The 18,318-nt window shown below is 71.6% G+C and carries 17 protein-coding genes and 2 pseudogenes; 8 read left to right on the plus strand and 11 right to left on the minus strand.

Annotated elements, in window-relative coordinates:
• Positions 1–97 precede the first annotated feature (97 nt).
• Positions 98–1,183, plus strand: coding sequence for a polyprenyl synthetase family protein (locus GKE56_RS06320; protein WP_154683814.1), 1,086 nt, complete (start codon positions 98–100; stop codon positions 1,181–1,183).
• 15 nt (positions 1,184–1,198) lie between these two features.
• Here GKE56_RS06320 and GKE56_RS06325 read toward each other — a convergent pair whose 3' ends face one another.
• Complete coding sequence (locus tag GKE56_RS06325) at positions 1,199–1,600, minus strand: Rv2175c family DNA-binding protein (protein WP_154683815.1); 402 nt, start codon at positions 1,598–1,600, stop codon at positions 1,199–1,201.
• Between the two features lie 209 nt (positions 1,601–1,809).
• Here GKE56_RS06325 and GKE56_RS06330 point away from each other — a divergent pair, with 209 nt between their 5' ends.
• The 4 genes and pseudogenes from GKE56_RS06330 to GKE56_RS06345 all read left to right on the plus strand — a co-directional run bounded on the left by GKE56_RS06330 (position 1,810) and on the right by GKE56_RS06345 (position 6,215).
• A complete protein-coding gene (locus tag GKE56_RS06330; protein ID WP_154683816.1) occupies positions 1,810–3,183 on the plus strand; it encodes a lytic transglycosylase domain-containing protein in 1,374 nt (457 codons plus the stop codon).
• 194 nt (positions 3,184–3,377) lie between these two features.
• Positions 3,378–4,034, plus strand: a pseudogene (locus GKE56_RS17910) (protein kinase); the annotation flags it as partial.
• Between the two features lie 356 nt (positions 4,035–4,390).
• Entirely contained in the window at positions 4,391–5,248 is an 858-nt protein-coding gene (locus GKE56_RS17915) for a Stk1 family PASTA domain-containing Ser/Thr kinase (protein WP_304650415.1), read from the plus strand.
• A 52-nt stretch (positions 5,249–5,300) separates the two neighbouring features.
• The gene (locus GKE56_RS06345; RefSeq protein WP_154683818.1) at positions 5,301–6,215 is read left to right on the plus strand and encodes a DMT family transporter; all 915 of its coding nucleotides are present in this window, start codon (positions 5,301–5,303) and stop codon (positions 6,213–6,215) included.
• Here the strand turns inward: GKE56_RS06345 and GKE56_RS06350 are convergent.
• The 3 genes and pseudogenes from GKE56_RS06350 to GKE56_RS06360 all read right to left on the minus strand — a co-directional run bounded on the left by GKE56_RS06350 (position 6,203) and on the right by GKE56_RS06360 (position 9,704).
• Entirely contained in the window at positions 6,203–7,264 is a 1,062-nt protein-coding gene (locus GKE56_RS06350; RefSeq protein ID WP_154683819.1) for a low specificity L-threonine aldolase, read from the minus strand. The genes GKE56_RS06345 and GKE56_RS06350 overlap by 13 nt on opposite strands.
• A gap of 30 nt (positions 7,265–7,294) precedes the next feature.
• Positions 7,295–8,644 carry a class II 3-deoxy-7-phosphoheptulonate synthase gene (locus GKE56_RS06355; protein WP_154683820.1) on the minus strand — a complete coding sequence of 450 codons (1,350 nt, stop codon included), beginning with the start codon at positions 8,642–8,644 and terminating at the stop codon, positions 7,295–7,297.
• Positions 8,645–8,755: 111 nt separating this feature from the next.
• Positions 8,756–9,704 (minus strand): annotated as a pseudogene (locus tag GKE56_RS06360) (lysophospholipid acyltransferase family protein).
• Positions 9,705–9,867: 163 nt separating this feature from the next.
• Between GKE56_RS06360 and GKE56_RS06365 the strand changes: the two are divergent.
• Complete coding sequence (locus GKE56_RS06365; protein ID WP_230209295.1) at positions 9,868–10,605, plus strand: carboxylesterase; 738 nt, start codon at positions 9,868–9,870, stop codon at positions 10,603–10,605.
• A gap of 41 nt (positions 10,606–10,646) precedes the next feature.
• Positions 10,647–11,129: a hypothetical protein gene (locus GKE56_RS06370; RefSeq protein ID WP_154683822.1), complete on the plus strand. Its 483-nt coding sequence runs from the start codon at positions 10,647–10,649 to the stop codon at positions 11,127–11,129.
• A 4-nt stretch (positions 11,130–11,133) separates the two neighbouring features.
• On the opposite strand, the gene GKE56_RS06375 is transcribed toward GKE56_RS06370, so the two are convergent.
• Genes GKE56_RS06375 through GKE56_RS06405 form a run of 7 tightly spaced genes read right to left on the minus strand, consistent with a single transcriptional unit; the run spans position 11,134 to position 16,384 of the window.
• Positions 11,134–11,856 carry an endonuclease/exonuclease/phosphatase family protein gene (locus GKE56_RS06375; RefSeq protein WP_154683823.1) on the minus strand — a complete coding sequence of 241 codons (723 nt, stop codon included), beginning with the start codon at positions 11,854–11,856 and terminating at the stop codon, positions 11,134–11,136.
• Complete coding sequence (locus tag GKE56_RS06380; protein WP_154683824.1) at positions 11,853–12,845, minus strand: ROK family glucokinase; 993 nt, start codon at positions 12,843–12,845, stop codon at positions 11,853–11,855. The genes GKE56_RS06375 and GKE56_RS06380 overlap by 4 nt, the downstream gene beginning before the upstream one ends.
• The gene (locus GKE56_RS06385; protein WP_154683825.1) at positions 12,842–13,798 is read right to left on the minus strand and encodes an ROK family glucokinase; all 957 of its coding nucleotides are present in this window, start codon (positions 13,796–13,798) and stop codon (positions 12,842–12,844) included. Before GKE56_RS06385 ends, GKE56_RS06380 begins: the two co-directional genes overlap by 4 nt.
• Positions 13,795–14,301 (minus strand): hypothetical protein, encoded by a 507-nt coding sequence (locus GKE56_RS06390; protein WP_154683826.1) that lies wholly within the window; start codon positions 14,299–14,301, stop codon positions 13,795–13,797. Before GKE56_RS06390 ends, GKE56_RS06385 begins: the two co-directional genes overlap by 4 nt.
• Positions 14,294–15,532, minus strand: a complete 1,239-nt coding sequence (locus GKE56_RS06395; protein ID WP_154683827.1) for an ArsA family ATPase — start codon at positions 15,530–15,532, stop codon at positions 14,294–14,296. Before GKE56_RS06395 ends, GKE56_RS06390 begins: the two co-directional genes overlap by 8 nt.
• Positions 15,533–15,559: 27 nt before the next feature.
• Complete coding sequence (locus GKE56_RS06400) at positions 15,560–16,006, minus strand: SRPBCC family protein (RefSeq protein WP_154683828.1); 447 nt, start codon at positions 16,004–16,006, stop codon at positions 15,560–15,562.
• Between the two features lie 27 nt (positions 16,007–16,033).
• Positions 16,034–16,384, minus strand: a complete 351-nt coding sequence (locus GKE56_RS06405) for a polyketide cyclase / dehydrase and lipid transport (RefSeq protein WP_154683829.1) — start codon at positions 16,382–16,384, stop codon at positions 16,034–16,036.
• 124 nt (positions 16,385–16,508) lie between these two features.
• On the opposite strand from GKE56_RS06405, the gene GKE56_RS06410 reads away from it, so the two are divergent.
• The gene (locus tag GKE56_RS06410; RefSeq protein ID WP_154683830.1) at positions 16,509–18,308 is read left to right on the plus strand and encodes a long-chain fatty acid--CoA ligase; all 1,800 of its coding nucleotides are present in this window, start codon (positions 16,509–16,511) and stop codon (positions 18,306–18,308) included.
• Positions 18,309–18,318: the final 10 nt, after the last annotated feature.

Genomic DNA, 18,318 nt, shown 5'->3' on the forward strand with positions numbered 1-18,318 from the left:
GTAGGCTCGACCCAGCAATCGGTGAGACAGCGCGGGCCTGCGCCGGCTCGACGTTGGCCGAGGCTTCTGGTGGCCCGAGACTCTGGAGGAGCGCGTGGTGGACAGCCCGCTCGACGCCGCGCACCTGCGCGAGCGCGTGCAGCGCTGCGTCGACGACTTCCTCGTGCGGCAGGGCGACGTGCTCGGCGAGGTGGGCCCCGACGCCCAGGAGCTCCTCGGGGCAGTGGCGCGTCTGCTCACCGGCGGCAAGCGGCTGCGTGCGGCGTTCGTCTACTGGGGCTACCGCGCCACGGGCCAGCCTGACTCCGAGGCGGTCGTGCGGGTGGCGACGGCGATGGAGTTCTTCCAGGCGGCCGCGTTGATCCACGACGACGTCATGGACGACAGCGACACCCGCCGGGGTATGCCGGCGGCGCACCGCTCGATCGCGGCCCGCCACGAGCGCGAGGAGTGGGCGGGCGACGCCCGACGGTTCGGCGTGGCCGGCGCCATCCTCGCGGGCAACCTGTGCCTCAACTGGACCGAAGAGCTGTACTCGACGTCGGGGCTCGTGCCCGAGCACCTCGCGCGTGGTCGGGCCGTGTTCGACGTCATGCGCACCCAGCTCATGGGCGGGCAGTTCCTCGACGTCGTCGAGTCGGCGCGGTCGTGGGAGGGCGTCTCGACCCACGAGCAGATCGAGCGGGCCGAGCGGGTCATCCGGTTCAAGAGCGCGAAGTACACCGTCGAGCACCCGCTCCTGGTCGGGGCGACCGCCGGGGGCGCCTGCGCCGAGGACGTCGCGGCGCTCTCGCGCTACGGCCTCGACCTCGGCCAGGCGTTCCAGCTGCGCGACGACCTGCTCGGGGTGTTCGGCGACCCCGCCGCCACGGGCAAGCCGGCCGGCGACGACCTGCGCGAAGGCAAGCGCACCGTGCTGGTCGCGCACGCGCTCGCCGGGGCCGACCACGCCGGCCGCGCGCTCATCGAGCGTCGCCTGGGCGACCCGGGGCTGCAGGCCAACGACGTGGAAGACCTCCGCGACGCGATCGCCGCCAGCGGCGCCGTCGACGCGGTCGAGGCCGAGATCACGCGCCTGGCCGACACGGCACGGATGGCCCTGAAGTCGACCATGGGGCTCACTGCCGAGGCGCTCGACGTGCTCGACGCCCTCATCGACAGCTCCACCGCGCGCGCCCACTGACGCCCGCAGGGCGTGCTACCAGGCGGTCTCCATGGCCCGCCGCCGAACCTCGGTCTTGAACCCCGCTGCGAGTGCCTCGACCGGGCAGTCCCCCGCGGGCAGGGTCGAATCCGGGGTGAACAGCCAGCGCAGCAGCTCCTCGTCGCCCATGCCTCCGTCGGCGAGCACCGTGAAGGTGCCGGGCAGGTGGCGCATCACCGCCTCGTGGAGGAACAGCTCGGGCACCGACAGGATCCGGCGCTCGCCGACCCGCCAGGCCAGCAGCTCGCGGTCGTCGATGAGGCGGCGCACGGCCGACAGCGGCAGCGCCAACCGCTCGGCGACGTCGGGGATGGTGAGCCATCGGCCCACCAGTGCCTCCAGGGACGGCTCATCAGGGTCGGGGGTCTTCACGCCGTCGGCGGGGATCTCGGTCACCTGCCCAGCCTGCCAGCCATCACCCGCAAAGCAAATTACATCGATGTAAGTCAATATGAGCCTCGATTGGTGGTGTACCTTTCACAAAAGTCACATTCGCCCCACCGCTCACTCCAGACGCCACCACTCACTTCCGGCGCACGTTTTCGGCCCACCCCGCACCCCAGGCCCACCCCGCACCCGCAGCACCTTCCGAAAGGCAGCCCCCGATGTCTCCGGCGATCGCCCTTGCAGCGCTCCCCTCAGCCGCGGCGCTCCAGCTCCCCTCGCACCCCGCGTCCGTCGTCCTGAAGGCCCACCCCGCGCCATACGGCTGGGTTGTCGCGACGATCCGCCGCGGGGACACCCTCGAGGCGATCGCGACCCGCACGGGCACCACCACGGGCGTCCTCGCGAGCCGCAACGGCCTGCGGGACGGCGGCAACCGGCTGGGGATCGGTGAGCACCTCTGGGTGCCCAAGTCGGCCGCCCAGGCCCGCGCCGAAGCCGCCCGGGCGAAGGCTGCCGCCGCTGCGCGAGCTGCCGCACGAGCCGCCGCCATGCGGCGCGCGACCTACGTGGTGCGCAGCGGAGACACCCTGAGCGCCATCGCCGCGCACCGGGGCGTCACCATCGCGTCGCTGCTCAAGGCCAACCGGCTGTCCACCCGGTCGCTGCTCCACATCGGGCAGAAGCTCCGGATTCCCGGCACCACCGCGAGCCGTCCCGCTGCGGCTGCGCACCGCCGCGCGACGGCCCCGCATGCCCGCGCGATGTCGACGGTGACCTACCGGGTTCGGGGCGGCGACACCCTGGGCGCCATCGCCGCGCGCACCAAGACCCCGCTCGGCACGCTCTACTCGCTCAACCGACTGACCCCGCGCAGCGTCATCCACCCGGGCCAGGCCATCAAGGTCCGAGGCACCGCTCACCCCGCGGCGAAGGCGGCGCCGCCGGCGACGACCGCGTACACCGTTCGCTCGGGCGACACGCTGAGCGCGATCGCCTCTCACCACGGGATCAGCCTCGCGACCCTGCTCAAGACCAACCACCTGTCGGCCCGCTCGGTCCTTCGGATCGGGCAGAAGGTCAAGCTCCCGGTCAAGGCCAAGCCCCGCACCTCGAGCGCGAACACCTTCGCTGGCCGCACCTACCCGGCCACCATCGTCAACGCGGCCACGGCCAACCGACGGGCGCTCGCGGCCCGCTCGGTCCCGACTCGCTCGGCCACCCGCGCGATGATCGTCGCCACCGCCCGACGCCACGGCGTCGACCCTCGCCTGGCCCTCGCGATCGGCTGGCAGGAATCGGGCTGGAACCAGCGACAGGTCTCGGTGGCCAACGCCATCGGGGTCATGCAGGTCGTGCCGTCGTCAGGGCGCTGGGCCTCGGACCTGGCCGGACGCCAGCTCAACCTGCTCAACACGCAGGACAACATCACCGCCGGCGTGGTCATCCTGCGCAGCCTGACCAGGTCCGCCCCGAACCTCGACGCGGCGATCGCGGGGTACTACCAGGGCCTGTACTCGGTCGAGAAGAACGGCATGTATGCCGACACCAAGGCGTACGTCGCCTCCGTGAAAGCGCACCGGGCGCACCTGTAGCCGCCGTTTCGGGCTGGATCGGCCCTTCGTGCGCGCTCGACGGGTGCTCCGCGGGTGCCCAGCGGGCCCGCCTGCGTCGTTTGCCCCCTGACACCTCCTACACTTTGCGAGTGTCTTCCGGTGTGACCGAGTCCTTGCTCGGCCGTGTGTTCGACGGGCGCTACCGCGTCCAGTCGCACATCGCCGACGGTGGAATGGCCTCGGTCTACCTCGCCCTCGACACCCGGCTCGACCGTGATGTCGCGCTCAAGATCCTGCGGCGCGACCTGGCCCAGGACGACGCGTTCGTCAGCCGTTTCCGGCGTGAGGCCCGATCGGCTGCGCGGCTGTCCCACCCGAACGTCGTCTCCGTGTTCGACCAGGGCGAGGACGAGGGACACATGTTCCTCGCCATGGAGTACGTGCCCGGTCAGACGCTGCGCGAGGTGATGCGCGCCGAGGGACCCCTCACCCCCCGGGCCGCCCTCGACATCATGGGTCCGGTGCTCCAGGCCCTCTCGGCTGCCCATCGCGCGGGCATCATCCACCGCGACGTCAAGCCCGAGAACATCATCCTGCGCGAGGACGACGGCACGGTGAAGGTCGCCGACTTCGGGCTCGCCCGTGCAGTGACGACCCAGACCACGGCGTCCCAGACCGGGGTCCTGCTCGGCACCGTCGCCTACCTGTCCCCCGAGCAGGTCGAGCGCGGCATCGCCGACGCCCGCAGCGACGTGTATGCCGCCGGCCTCATCCTCTTCGAGATGCTCACCGGGTCGAAGGCGTTCACCGGCGAGACGCCCATCCACATCGCGTACCAGCACGTCCACGGCTCGGTGCCGGCGCCCTCCTCCCGGGTCACCTCGGTCCCCACCGAGCTCGATGCCCTCGTCGCGCTGGCGACAGCCCGGGACCCCGACCACCGTCCCACCGATGCCGGCGACTTCCTCGCCGAGGTGCGCCGCTCGCGCGCCATGCTCACGGCGACCGAGCTGGACCGCCGCCCCGAGGGTCCGGCCACTCCGGATGGCGGCGTGAGCACCGTCGCCGTCGACCGCACCAGCGCGCTGCCGGTCGGATCGACGGGCGAACGAGCGCGCAGCCTGCCTCCGGTGGCCCTCCCCATCGACCGCACGCCCACGACTCCCCCGGCCGTCACCGCGATGGCGACGACCGCGAGGGTGCCGCCGGTTTCGACTGGCGCACTGCGCCGTGGCGCTGGCTGTGGGTGGCGCTCGCCGTCGCGGTCGTGGCAGGGGTGTCCGCGTGGTGGTTCCTGGCCGGGCCCGGGTCACCCACCGTCGTGCCGAGGACCGTCGGCCTCACGTACGCCAAGGCCCAGTCCATGCTCGAGGCCAGTCATCTCGACCCGGTCAAGGTCGAGTCGTTCCAGGAGGCGGTGCCCAAGGGGCAGGTCGTGGCCACCGACCCCGGTGCAGGCACACAGGTCCGCCGGGGCAGCACCGTCGACGTCACCGTGTCCAAGGGCCCCGAGCGCTACGCCGTGCCCGACCTGGTCGGCAAGTCCAAGGCGGAGGCCACCGACCAGATCACCGCGACCAAGCTCACGCTGGGCACGGCAACCGAGGCGTACAGCGAGACGGTCGCCCAGGGCCTGGTCATCAGCGTCAACCCGCCGACGGGGACCCTGCTCAAGCGCGGCGACCCGGTCACCATCGTCGTGAGCAAGGGTCGCCAGCCGATCCCCGTGACCGACTTCACCGGCAAGCCCGCCGCGCAGGCGGTGGACGCCCTGACCAAGGCCGGCCTCAAGGTCGACGCCACCCAGCAGGAGAACAACGACACCGTCCCCAAGGGCGACGTGATCCGCCAGTCCCCGTCCGGCGGCAACCTCTACACCGGTGACCAGGTGACGATCGTCGTGTCCAAGGGTCCGGTCATGGTCCAGGTCCCCGACGTCACGGGCAAGCAGGCCGATGTCGCCCAGAAGATCCTCGAGGCGGCCGGGTTCGTCGTCGAGCGGCAGGCCATCCTCGGGGGCCTGTTCGGCACCGTCCACCACACGACGCCAGCCGCGGGCAGCCAGGCTCCGAAGGGTTCCAAGGTCACCATGGTGATCGTCTGACGGGCGCCACCCGGCGGCATACAGGCGTGGGCCTTCTGCCACCCTTGGCTGCGTGCGCTCGCCCCTTCCCGCCAGCCGACTGGCCACGCTGCTCCTGGTGTCGGTCACCGCGGTGTGGGGGTCCACGTTCTTCCTCATCCGTGACCTCGTCGCGCACGTGCCGTCGGCCGACTTCCTCGCCGTCAGGTTCGCCATCGCGGCGGTCGTCATGGCCATGGTGTTCCGGCGCCAGACGCTCGCCCTGACCCGTCGCGAGGTGGTCGTCGGTGTCGGCCTCGGGGTGCTCTACGGGCTCGCCCAGCTCCTGCAGACGATCGGGCTCGAGCACACCAACGCATCAGTCTCCGGCTTCGTGACGGGAACGTACGTCGTGCTCACGCCGGTGCTCGGCGCCGTGCTGCTGCGCGACCGCGTCCCCTTCACCACCTGGCTCGCCGTGGGCCTGGCGACCACGGGGCTCGCGGTGCTGTCCCTGCGCGGGCTGTCCATCGGAATCGGCGAGGCGCTGACCCTGGTCGCCGCTGGGCTCTACGCCCTGCACATCATCGGGCTGGGGCGCTACTCCACCGCCGCGTCGGCGAACGGGCTCGCCACGGTCCAGGCGTTCGTCATCACGGCAGTGACCGCTGTCGCGGCCATCCCCGGCGGAATCACCCTGCCATCCACCGGCGGACAGTGGGCCTCGCTGCTGTACATGGCCCTCATGGCGGGCGCCGTGGCGTTGTGGGCCCAGACCTGGGCGCAGTCGCACCTGCCGGCGACCCGGGCGGCCATCGTCATGACGATGGAGCCGGTGTTCGCGGCGTTCTTCGCCGTGCTGTTCGGGGGCGAGTCGCTGACCGCACGCATGGTCGTCGGCGGCGCGCTCGTGCTGACGGCGATGTACGTGGTCGAGCTGCTGGGCCGTCGCTCAGGCGCTTCGGCGGAACAGGACCGTCCGGCCGAGCTGCTCCATCACGAAGTCTGAGGACCGTTCTCCAGCAACGGAACCAGCGTGTCCACGGCACAGTCCGTGCCCTGATCGTCGACGTCGAGGTGCCACACGAGCCGCACGCCGGTGGCGCTCACGGGATACAGGCGTATGCCGCGTCGGCCCGCCTCCGCGACGAACTCGGTGGCCGACCACCCGGCGGCGGCAACGTCGAGGATGACGATGTTCGTCTGCACCCGGTCCGGGTCGACCGACGACGGCACGGCCTTGGCGGCAGCCTCGGCGAACCGCCGGGCCCTCGCGTGGTCGTCGGCGAGTCGCTCGACGTGGTGGTCGAGGGCGTGCAGGCCGGCCGCGGCCAGGATTCCGACCTGTCGCATCCCGCCACCGAACCGCTTGCGCCAGATTCGTGCCTGCGCCATGCGGTCGGCCGAGCCTGCGATGACCGAGCCGACGGGCGCGCCGAGCCCCTTGGAGAGACAGACGCTCACGGTGTCGAACAGCCGGCCGTAGGTGTCGAGTGGCACGCCCGTGGCGACGTGCGCGTTCCAGAGGCGGGCGCCGTCGAGGTGCATCGCGACGCCCCGGTCCCGGGTCCCGGCTCGCAGTCGCTCGATCTGCTCGAGCGGCTGGACGGTGCCGCCGCCGAAGTTGTGGGTGTTCTCGACGACCACGAGCCGCGTGTTGACCTGGTACGTGCCACCGTCGGGGATCATCAGCCCGAGCGGCTGCGCGGCATCGAGCAGACCGTGGTCGGCGACCCAGGACCTCGAGGAGATCCCGGACAGCACGGCGGCCGCGCCCATCTCGGCTCGGAGCACGTGCGCCAGGGAGTCGGCGATGAGCTCCTCGCCGTGGCCGACGTGCAGGCGCAGGCACAGCTGGTTGGCCATCGACCCGGTGGGTGCGAACAGGGCGTCCTCGTGGCCGAGCAGGTCCGCGACCCGCTCCTCGAGCCGTCGGACCGTCGGGTCCTCGCCGAACACGTCGTCGCCGACCGGGGCCGACGCCATGGCGCGACGCATGGCCTCCGTGGGCTGGGTCAGGGTGTCGGACAGGAGGTCGACGAGGGGCGCAGCAGACATGCCGCCAGCCTAGGAGGTGGGCGGCATACGTCAGTCCGTGGCCAGCATCTCGGCCACCAGGAAAGCCAGCTCGAGGCTCTGCTGGTGGTTGAGGCGCGGGTCGCAGACCGTCTCGTAGCGCTTGTTCAGGTCGGCGTCGAGGATCTTCTCGGCGCCGCCGATGCACTCGGTGACGTCGTTGCCCGTCAGCTCGACGTGGATGCCGCCGGGGATGGTGCCCAGCGCCTGGTGCACCTCGAAGAAGCCCCGCACCTCCTCGACCACGTCCTCGAAGTCCCTGGTCTTGTAGCCGCTCTCGGACTCGAAGGTGTTGCCGTGCATCGGGTCGCAGATCCAGGTGACCTGGGCACCGGAGGCCGTGATCTTGTCGACGAGGCCGGGCAGCGCCTCGCGGACTGTCTTGGCGCCCATGCGGGTGATGAACGTGAGACGGCCGGGCTCGCGGTCGGGGTCGACCTTGTCGATGAGGCGCAGGACGTCGTCGACCTCCGCCTTGGCCGACAGCTTGATCCCGATCGGGTTGAGGACCTTGGAGACGAAGTCGATGTGGGCGCCGTCGATGTCGCGGGTGCGCTCGCCGACCCAGATGAAGTGGCCGCTGGTGTCGTAGAGCTCACCGGTGCGGCTGTCGACGCGGGTCAGCGGGCGTTCGTAGTCGAGCAGCAGCGCCTCGTGGGCCGAGAAGAACTCCGTGCTCTTCATGGCCTCGAAGTCTGCCCCGCAGGCGAGCATGAACTTCATCGCCTTGTCGATGTCCTTGGCGAGGCGCTCGTAGCGGCTGTTCGCGGCGTTCGCGACGAAGCCCTTGTTCCAGTCGTGGACATGCCGCAGGTCGGCGAACCCGCCGTGGGTGAACGCGCGCACGAGGTTCAGCGTGGCCGCGCTTGCGTGGTAGGCGCGGACGAGCCGCTGCGGGTCGGGCGTGCGGGACTGCGGCGTGAAGTCGAAGTCGTTGACCATGTCGCCGCGGTATGCCGGCAGGCTCACGCCCTCGCGCGTCTCGTCCCCCGAGCTGCGGGGCTTGGCGTACTGGCCGGCCATGCGGCCGACCTTGACCACCGGCACCGAGGCGCCATAGGTCAGCACCGCCGCCATCTGGAGGATGGTCTTGACCCGGTCGCGGATGTTGTCCGCCGTCGCGGCGGCGAACGTCTCGGCACAGTCGCCGCCCTGCAGGACGAACGCCTCGCCGCGGGCGGCGGCCGCCATGCGGGACTTGAGGACGTCGCACTCACCGGCGAACACCAACGGCGGATAGGTCGCGAGCTCGGCGACGGCGCTCTCGAGGCGGGCGGCATCCGGCCATTGCGGCTGCTGAGCGGCCGGGAGGGCAGCGCCAGCGGCCAAGCTGGCGAGGGCGTCATGGTGCGTGGTGCTCACCGCATCAGGATAGGTGCCGCTCCCACCCGACGACGCCACGGCCCGGATGCCGGTCAGCAGCCTTGCGGCTCCGGTGGGCAGATCTGGTCGGGCAGTCGCGTACGGGTCAGCTCAGCTGGCCGCCCGACGACCCGGCAGCGCGTCGCCTCCCAGCTCGGCGGCGGTCTCGGCAGTCGGGTCCGTCTGCTGGTCGGTCGTCTGGTCGGTCGTCTCGTCGGTGGTGTCGCCGGTCGTCTCGTCGATGTCGGAGGCAGCGTCGTCGACGGCCTTCCGGCCGCGGGCGGACGGCTCGTCGCCGGCATCCAGAGCCTCTTCGAGCTCCTTGGCGGCGGTGCCCGGCAGGGCCGCCTCCTGCAGCTCGCGGGCCTTGGTCTTCGCCGCGGCGAGGATGCGGTCCTTCATGGACGTCGCGTACATGTCGACGTACTCCTGCCCCGACAGCAGCATGAGCTCGTACATGATCTCGTCGGTGATCGAGCGCAGGACGAACCGGTCGTCCTCCATGCCGTCGTACCGGGAGAAGTCCAGGGGCTTGCCGATCTTGATCCCGATGCGCATCAGCTTGGGGATCTTCTTGCCGGTCGGCTGGGCCTTGTCGGTGCCGATCATCGCGACCGGCAGCACCTTCACCCCACCCTCGAGGGCCATCCGGGCGACCCCCGTCCGCCCGCGGTACAGCCGGCCATCGGGCGACCGGGTGCCCTCGGGGTAGATGCCCAGCAGCTCGCCACGGCGCAGGACCCGAAGGCCCGAGCGCAGCGCGGCTTCACCGGCTCGGCCGCCGGACCGGTCGATCGGCAGCTGGCCCACGCCCCGGAAGAACGCCGCGGTGAGACGACCCTTGAGCCCGCGACCGGTGAAGTAGTCCGACTTCGCGAGGAACGTCATACGCCGCGGCACCGCCAGCGGCAGGAAGATCGAGTCCGAGAACGACAGGTGGTTGCTCGCGAAGATCGCTGCCCCCTCGTCCGGGATGTTCTCCTCCCCCCTCGACCCACGGCCGAAACAGCAGCCTGAGGATCGGGCCCAGAACGACCGTCTTGAGCACCCAGTAGAACACCAGCCCACCTCCCTGTGACGCGTGGAACTCTACGGCACTCTCGACGGGCTGGCCGCCCCATGCGAGGATGCGCCAGCGTCGGCACCCTCGACGCGCCGCTCGCTCGTCCGCCCACCCGCCTCCACCCCACCCGAGTCCACCTCACCAGGAGCAACCGTTGTCCGTGCTTCCCGGCGCCGAGCCGTACCTCCACGACGGGTCGGACACCGCTGTCCTGCTCGTCCACGGTTTCACCAGCACCCCGCAGAGCCTGCGCCCGTGGGGCGAGTACCTCGCGGATCGCGGCTACACCGTGCGGGTGCCCCGGCTTCCCGGCCACGGCACCACGTGGCAGGAGATGAACCGCACCCGGTGGGAGGACTGGTACGCCGAGGCGGACCGAGCCTTCCGCGAGCTCCACGAACGCAGTGAGCGCGTCTTCGTCGGCGGCCTGTCGATGGGTGGGGCGCTCGCACTCGCACTCGCGCAGGAGCACGGCCCGCGCGTGACCGGCCTGGTGCTGGTCAACCCGGCGGTGAAGTTCGACGACTGGCGGGTGCGCCTGCTGCCCGTCCTCAAGCACGCGGTCGGAAGCCTGGAGGCGATCGGCAACGACATCAAGAAGGAAGGGGTCACCGAGCTCGCCTACAGCCGCACGCCGCTGCGAGCCGGGCACTCCCAGCTCGTGGCCTGGCGCAACGTCATCCGCGACCTGCCGCAGGTGACCCAGCCGGTGCTGCTCCTGCACTCGCTGCAGGACCACGTCGTGCCTGCCTCGAGCTCGGAGCTGGTGCTGGCGCGGATCTCCAGCGAGGACTCCACCGAGATCCTGCTCCACGACAGCTACCACGTCGCTACCCTCGACAACGACGCCCCGCGTATCTTTGACGAGTCGGCCACGTTCATCGAGCGGCTCAGCTAGCAGACCGCCCGGGCGCAGGCCACCAGACACCGAGGGGAGCCATGGGCGACAAGGACGTGGACGCGCAGTTCGCGGACATCGTCGCGCACTGGGACGACGTCGAGTCCCTGCCCGATCCGCCCGACCCACTCGTCGGCCACCCCCCGCCGCCCCCCGCGCCGAACCCGACCAACCCGCCACCCACCCGACCCTTCGTCGTGTGGCGCGGTGCCGAGCCCGATCCCGTCGCCGACGAGGAACCCGACCCGCTCGAGCTGTCCGACGACGACGACGAGGACGCCCACTTCGAGCCCGGGCCGACCGCACCCCTTCCCCCGCAGGAGGACCTGCAGTTCTGGGGCATCGTCGTGGGCCTGGTTGCCGGGCCACTGCTGCTGCTCTGGCTGGTGCTGTTCCGCCCCGACGTCAGCTCGTGGTGGACCATGGCCGCCCTGGGCCTGACGGTCGGCGGCTTCGTGCTGCTCGTGCTGCGCCAGCCCCAGTCGCGCGACGAGGACGACCCCGACAACGGCGCTCGCCTCTAGGCCCTCAGGCCCCGCGGTCCGCTGCGAGGACGCTGTCCGCTCCGACGCAGAGGTCCACCCAGACGGGCCGGTGGTCGCTGGCGGCGACCAGGTCGCGGACGTCCAGCGTGACTTCCCGGTGCGGCAGGACCGTGAGCGTCGGCGACGCGAAGACGACGTCGAGGCGGCTCTGGGGTGAGTCCGCCGGGAAGGTCGGGGCCGGTGGCGAGACAGGCACGAGCGCCGAGGCGATCGAGGCCCAGGCCCGGCCCGTCTCCACTTCGTTGACGTCTCCGGCCAGGACCACCGGCCCACCGGAGGCCACCGCGGCGAGGATCTGCCCGGCGTGCCGCTCGCGTTCTGCTGGGTCCAGGCCCAGGTGGATCGAGGCGACCACGAGGGGCTGGTGACCCGCCGGCCCGACCAGCGTCACGGCATACCCCCGGGTGCGCCGCATCGCGGGCACGGCCAGGCGCACGTGCTGGGACTGGGCGACGTGCACACGGGGCGAGGTGAAGATCGTCGTGCCACCGCTGCCGCGGTGCCGACCCGACCAGGACATGCCGCACTCGGCGGCGAAGGACGACACCCGCCACGTCGAGAACAGGCGTCGCGGCACCTCCTGCAGGCACAGGACGTCGGGGTCGATCTGGCGCACCACCCGTGCCGCCGCGGCTCGGTCGAGGGCCAGGTCCTTGAGGTTGTAGGACGCAACCCGCAACGAGCCCCCAGAGGCTCCTGGGCTCATGCCTGCCCGGACTGCGCCCGCGCGAGCGCGTCGCTGCGCGCGAGGTCCGCCGCCCCGATCAGCCCAGCCTCGTTGCCGAGGGCGGCACCGACGATCGCTGCCTCGGGCCGGTAGCCGCGCCCCGTGAGCTGGCGCCGGAAGGTCGTGCGCGCAGGCTCGAGCAACAGGTCGCCGGCCGCGCTGACGCCGCCGCCGATGACGAACAGTCCCGGGTCGAAGGCCGCGGCCAGGTTGGCGATGCCCACCCCGAGCCACTGGCCGATCTCGCCCAGCAGCTCGGTCGCCGTCGGATCACCCTCGCGCGCCGCCTCGGTGATCATCGGCCCCGTCAGGGCCGACGGCTCACCGTCGACACGGTCCAGCAGGTCCGTCGCCATGGGGCTGCCCGCCGTCATCAGGGAGCGCGCCTCCCGCACCAGGGCATTGCCTGACGCGTACTGCTCCCAGCAGCCCTTGTTGCCGCACTCGCAGCGCTGGCCGCCGGGGACGACCTGCATGTGCCCGAACTCCCCCGCGATGCCGAACCGGCCGCGCATGATCTGGCCGTCGAGCACCATCGCGCCACCGATCCCGGTGCCGAGGTTGACCATCACCATGTGCGACTCCCCCCGCGCCGCACCGAACCGCCACTCCGCCCAGGCCGCGGCGTTGGCGTCGTTGTCGACCGAGATCGGGACCGGCACACGCCGCTGCAGGTTGGCCTCGAGCGGCTCGTCCCGCCAGGACAGGTGGGGGGCGAACACGACGGTGGCGCGGTCAGCGGCCACGAAGCCAGCCGCCCCGATACCGACGGCCACGACCTCGCGCTGCGTGCCTGCGAGCAGCTCGCTGACCACCTCGACGATGGTGTCCTCGACGACGTCGGGGCTCTTCGACCGGTGGGGCGTGTCGCGCCGGGCCCGCGCCACGACGACCCCGGTGGCGTCCACGAGCCCCCCAGCCACCTTGGTGCCACCGATGTCGATGCCGACCGCGAGCGCCTCGGTCATGACCCCACGCTCTCGGCGGCGAGGGCTGCGGCCCCGATCATCCCGGCGTCGTTGCCGAGGGAGGCAGGCACGATCTCGGCGACCGGGCGGTGGCCACGCCCCGTGAGCTGGCGACCGTATGCCGCGCGGGTCGGCTCGAGCAGCAGGTCGCCCGCCGCGACGACCCCGCCGCCGATGACGATCAGCTCGGGGTCGAGGATCGCCGCGACCGAGGCCGCGCCTTCTCCCACCCAGCGCCCGAGGTCGGCGAGCAGCTCGACCGCTGCGGGGTCCCCGGCCTGCGCCACCGTGGTGACGTGATGACCCTGGAGGTCGTCGAGGTCCCCGCCGCACGACTCCGCGATCGCGGCGCCGTGCAGGGCGCCCGAGGCCACGAGCTCACGAGCCTCACGAAGCAGGGCGTTGCCCGAGGCATAGACCTCCCAGCAGCCCCGGTTGCCGCAGCCGCAGCGGATGCCGTCGGGCACGACCCGCATGTGGCCGAGCTCGCCGCCGATGCCGTAGGCGCCGCGCAGGAGCCGGGAGTCGATCACGACCCCACCACCGATCCCCGTGCCGACGGTGATGAGGACCATGTCGTCGGCCTCGGTGGCCGCGCCGAAGCGGAACTCGCCCCACGCTGCGGCGTTGGCGTCGTTCTCGATGATGACCGGCAGGTCCACGAGCGCCTCGAGCCGCCGCTTCAGCGGCTCGTCGCGCCAGGCGAGGTTGGGCGCGAACAGGACCGTCGACCCGATCCGGTCGACGAAGCCGGCACAGGCGACACCGACCGCGCGGACGTCGTCGCGACCGACCTGGAGCTCGCCCACCAGCGCGGCCACGTCGTGCGCGATCTGGTCGGGGTCCTGGGCAGGAGTGTCGCGGCGCGCCCGGGCAAGGATCTCGCCCGTCGCCGACACGACGCCGCCGGCGATCTTCGTGCCGCCGATGTCCACGCCGATCGTCACGCTCATGGCGCCGCGCTCCCTCGTCGGTCCGACTGGGCGTGCTGGCCCTGCTGGTCAGGCTCGTCGTCGTCCTCGATGCGGATGTCCTGGACCCGGCTCGCGCCGGGTCGGGCGTCAGGTCCGCCGTCGCGGGTCTCCCGGTGGTGGGTGGCGAGGTCGCGCAGGGTCGTGGCCACCACCCCGGCGAGGTCTGCGAGCCGGTCGACCGTCTCGGGCCGCACCGAACGCAGCAGGCCGATTCCCTGGCACACGGGGCAGAGCTGGCACACGACGGCTTGGCCGATGCCGTTCGCCGCCCCGCACGAGGAGCACCGCGCGCTGTTCGCCTGGGGGTCGGTGTGGGTCTCCGACTCGGGACCGGACTCGGGACCGGGCTCGGGACCGGACTCGGGACCGGGCCGCGCGGCATACGTGGCCTGGGCGGTGCTCGCCCAGCCACCGACGGCCTCGAGCAGGCGCGCGACCTCCTCGGCGACAGACCCCACTGGGGGACGTTCGTGCTCAACCACGCGGCCAGACCTCCTCGTCGGGGACGAATCGCACCCGCAGCAGTCCATCGCGCACGGAGGCACCCTCGACCACGCATCGTTGCAGAGCCGCCGGCAACGTGAGCACCCGGCGGTGCTCACCCACCGCGACGAGCAGCTCGTCGTCGCGGCGCTTCAGGCCGATGTCGGCTGCGTGGGCGAGCGGCAGGGGCAGGGTCAGCCGGAAGCCCTCCTCGGTGCGCTCGACCGTGAGGCCCCGATGGGTGACCGGCGCCAACAGGTCGTCACCCCCACCAGCGCCACCGCCACCAGGTTCCGCCAGGCCGTCCTGTGCGGCCGCGAGCTCGGCCAGGGCGGCCACCCCGATCGGCTCCGTGGGCAGGTAGGGCGTCACCACGATGGGCAGCCCGGCGAACGACTCGCGCACCTCGACCAACCCCGTCTGCTGGGCGGCGTTCCACGCGCTGCGCCACGGATCGCGCCCCCGGCCCGGCGCGGCCTCCGGAAAGACCCGGTTGACGATCACCGCGTCGACGACGAAGCCGTAGAGCGACAGGGACGTCCAGGTGCGGCGCGACTCGGCAATCACCACCCGCTCGGGGGTGAGGACGAGGCGCACCGAGGTCTGGTCGCCGGTGAGCAGGCGGTGGACCTCGCGCATCTGGCGGTGCCAGCCGGTGACGGCGTCGATGACCGCGGGGTCCGGCAGCGGCACCCCCGCTGCGGCGACGGCAGCGGGCCGCAGCGTGCGGAGCAGCCCACGCTGCGCCGGCAGTAGGCGCTCGAGGTGCCAGGCGAGCGCCTCGGGCAGGGCGAGCAGCCGCAGGGTCTCGGCGGTCGGCGCGCAGTCGACGACCACGAGCTCCCACCGCCCGGACTCGACCTGTGAGCGCAGCTCGAGCAGCGCCGCGACCTCCTCGGCGCCGGGCAGCCGGGTGAGCTCCTCGGCGACCACCGTGTCGATGCCCAAGGTGCCGAGGGCAGAGAGCAGGTAGTCCTGCACGACGCGCCAGGAGTCACCCAGCAGGTGGGGCGGGCTGACCTGGAGAGCGGACAGGTGCGGCTCGACCTCGACGGGCGTGCCCGCTGCGGGACCACCGAGGTCGACGTCGAGGGCGTCGCCGAGCGAGTGGGCGGCGTCGGTGGACATGACGAGGGTCGTCACGCCAGAGCGCGCCGCGCGAACGGCCGTCGCGGCAGCCGTGGTCGTCTTGCCGACTCCGCCCTTGCCGGTGAACAGGATGACGCGCATGGGGTGGGCCGACCCGGGAGCCGCGGCCTAACCCTCGACGCGCTTCTTGAGCGACTTCAGGGCCGTGTCGATGATGACCTTCTCGGCCTTGCGCTTGACCATGCCCAGCATGGGGATCTTGACGTCGACCGCGAGGCGGTAGGTCACGGTCGTCGCGTCCGCGCCCTTGGCGGCGAGGGTGTAGGAGCCGTTCATCGACTTCAGGACGGTCGCCTCCACGAGGCTCCACGACACCACCCCGGTGCCGTCCTCGTGGACGTCCCAGTCGTAGTCGAGGGTGTACGTGTCCTTGATGGCCCCGGCGTCGAGGGTGAACTGCACCTGGTCGGCCCAGCCGTCGCCCTCCTCGGTGAGGACCTGCACCTTCGTCACCTCGGTGGCCCACTGCGGGTAGCTGTCGAAGTCGGCGATGACGTCCAGGACCTCGCCCGGTGCAGCGGCGATGTCGATACTGGACTCGGTGCGGTCGGCCATGCGCGGAAGGCTACAACCCCGGGCCTTTCACGGACGACCGGCTTCCAGTCGGTCCTTCAGTCCGTGCACCGCCCGCTTCCACCGCAACGTATGCCGGGTGCCCACGTCGCGGGGTGCGCGCGCACCCCGGGTGCCGCGGACGTACTGGTGGACGATCGCGCCGTCGCGAAACGGCTCGATCCAGACCTCGAGCTCACCGTCGACCTGTCCCGTCACGGCCCAGCGGACGCCCTTGACGCCCCGGTCGCGCACCACCGCCAGCTCCAGGTGCGGCCAGACCTGGGCAAGCCACCGGGTGTCGGCGAACTGCTCGCGGATCACCGCGGGCGCCGCCCGGATGAAGGTGTCGTCCACCACGTCCACCCGCATCCGTGACATCTGGCGTTCCTCGATCGTTTCGACGTGGCGCGAGCCGCATGTGAGTTACGACGCGTCCTCGCCGGGTCAAGATACTCCTCGGTAGGATCTGCCCGAGGCACCCGCGTACGTCAAAGGAGACTCTGTGCAGGAACACGTCGCACCCCCACTCGTCGCGCCGACGACCGAAGGCAGCCTGGCTGACCTGCCCGCCCGCAACGCGGCCACGAATCCCGGCGCCATCGCGTTCTCGCGCAAGGAGGGTGGCCAGTGGGTCGACGTCACCGCCGGTCAGTTCAACGAGGACGTGCGGGCCCTGGCGAGGGGCTTCATCGCGGCGGGCATCGTCCCCGGCGACCGCGTCGCCATCATGTGCAAGACGCGCTACGAGTGGACCCTCACCGACTTCGCGATCTGGACCGCGGGAGCGGTGACCGTCCCGATCTATGAGACGTCCTCCGCCGAGCAGGTGAGCTGGATCCTGGCCGACTCGGGGGCGCGGGGCATCATGCTCGAGACCCCCGCCCACCTGGCAGCACTCGACGAGAGCCGCGCCCAGCTGCCCGACCTGCACCACGTCTGGCAGGTCGACGGCGGCTCGATCGACGAGCTCAAGGCCGCTGGTGCGGGGGTGTCCGACGAGGACCTCGCGGCGGCGACCCGAGGGGTCAACCGGGCCTCGACAGCCACGATCATCTACACCTCGGGCACGACCGGCCGCCCCAAGGGCGTCCTGCTGACCCACGACAACTTCCTGGCCCTGGCCGACAACGCGCTGGCCAAGCTCGAGTCGGTCGTCAAGGCCGAGGGCTCGTCCACGCTGCTGTTCCTGCCGCTCGCCCACGTGTTCGCCCGGTTCATCCAGGTCCTCTGCGTGGCGGGCGAGGCCAAGATGGGCCACAGCGCCGACATCAAGAACCTCCTCGCCGACTTCGGCGACTTCAAACCGACGTTCATCCTCTCGGTGCCCCGCGTCTTCGAGAAGATCTACAACTCCGCCGAGGCCAAGGCGACCGCCGACGGCAAGGGCAAGATCTTCGCCGCCGCCGCCGCCACGGCCATCGCTTGGTCCACCGCCCAGGACACCGGCGGCGCCGCACTCGGGCTCAAGGTCCGGCATACGGTGTTCGACAAGCTCGTCTACAGCAAGCTGCGCGCGGCGATGGGTGGCCAGGTCCTCTACGCCGTCTCGGGCGGGGCGCCGCTCGGCACCCGGCTCGGGCACTTCTTCCGCGGCATCGGGGTGACGGTCCTCGAGGGCTACGGCCTCACCGAGACCACCGCCCCAGCCACGGTCAACGTCCCCGACCGCGTCAAGATCGGCACCGTCGGGGCTCCCCTGCCGGGCGTCGGCATCCGCATCGCCGACGACGGCGAGATCCTCATCAAGGGCAACAACGTCTTCGCGAGCTACCACAACAACGCCGAGGCGACCGCCGGAGCCATGGTGGACGGCTGGTTCCACACCGGTGACATCGGCGAGCTCGACGAGGACGGCTACCTCAAGATCACCGGCCGCAAGAAGGAGCTGCTCGTCACCGCCGGCGGCAAGAACGTCGCCCCGGCCGTGCTCGAGGACCGCCTGCGCGCCCACCCGCTGGTGTCCCAGTGCATCGTGGTCGGCGACCAGAAGCCGTTCATCGCCGCCCTGATCACCCTCGACGAGGAGATGTACCCCGGGTGGGCCAAGAACAACGGCATCCCCGAGGTCACCTTCGAGCAGGCGCGCACCGACGAGACCGTCCTCGCCGAGCTCCAGCGCGCGGTCGACGACGCCAACAAGGCCGTCTCCAAGGCCGAGGCGATCCGCAAGTTCGCCGTCCTCGAGGGCGACTTCACCGAGGAGAACGGCTACCTCACGCCGAGCCTGAAGCTCAAGCGGAACATCGTCATGAAGGACTTCAGCGACCAGGTGGAGGCCCTGTACTCGGGCGCCAAGGAGTGACCTCTACGGT

It is taken from the genome of Nostocoides sp. HKS02, assembly GCF_009707485.1.
Taxonomy (GTDB): domain Bacteria; phylum Actinomycetota; class Actinomycetes; order Actinomycetales; family Dermatophilaceae; genus Pedococcus.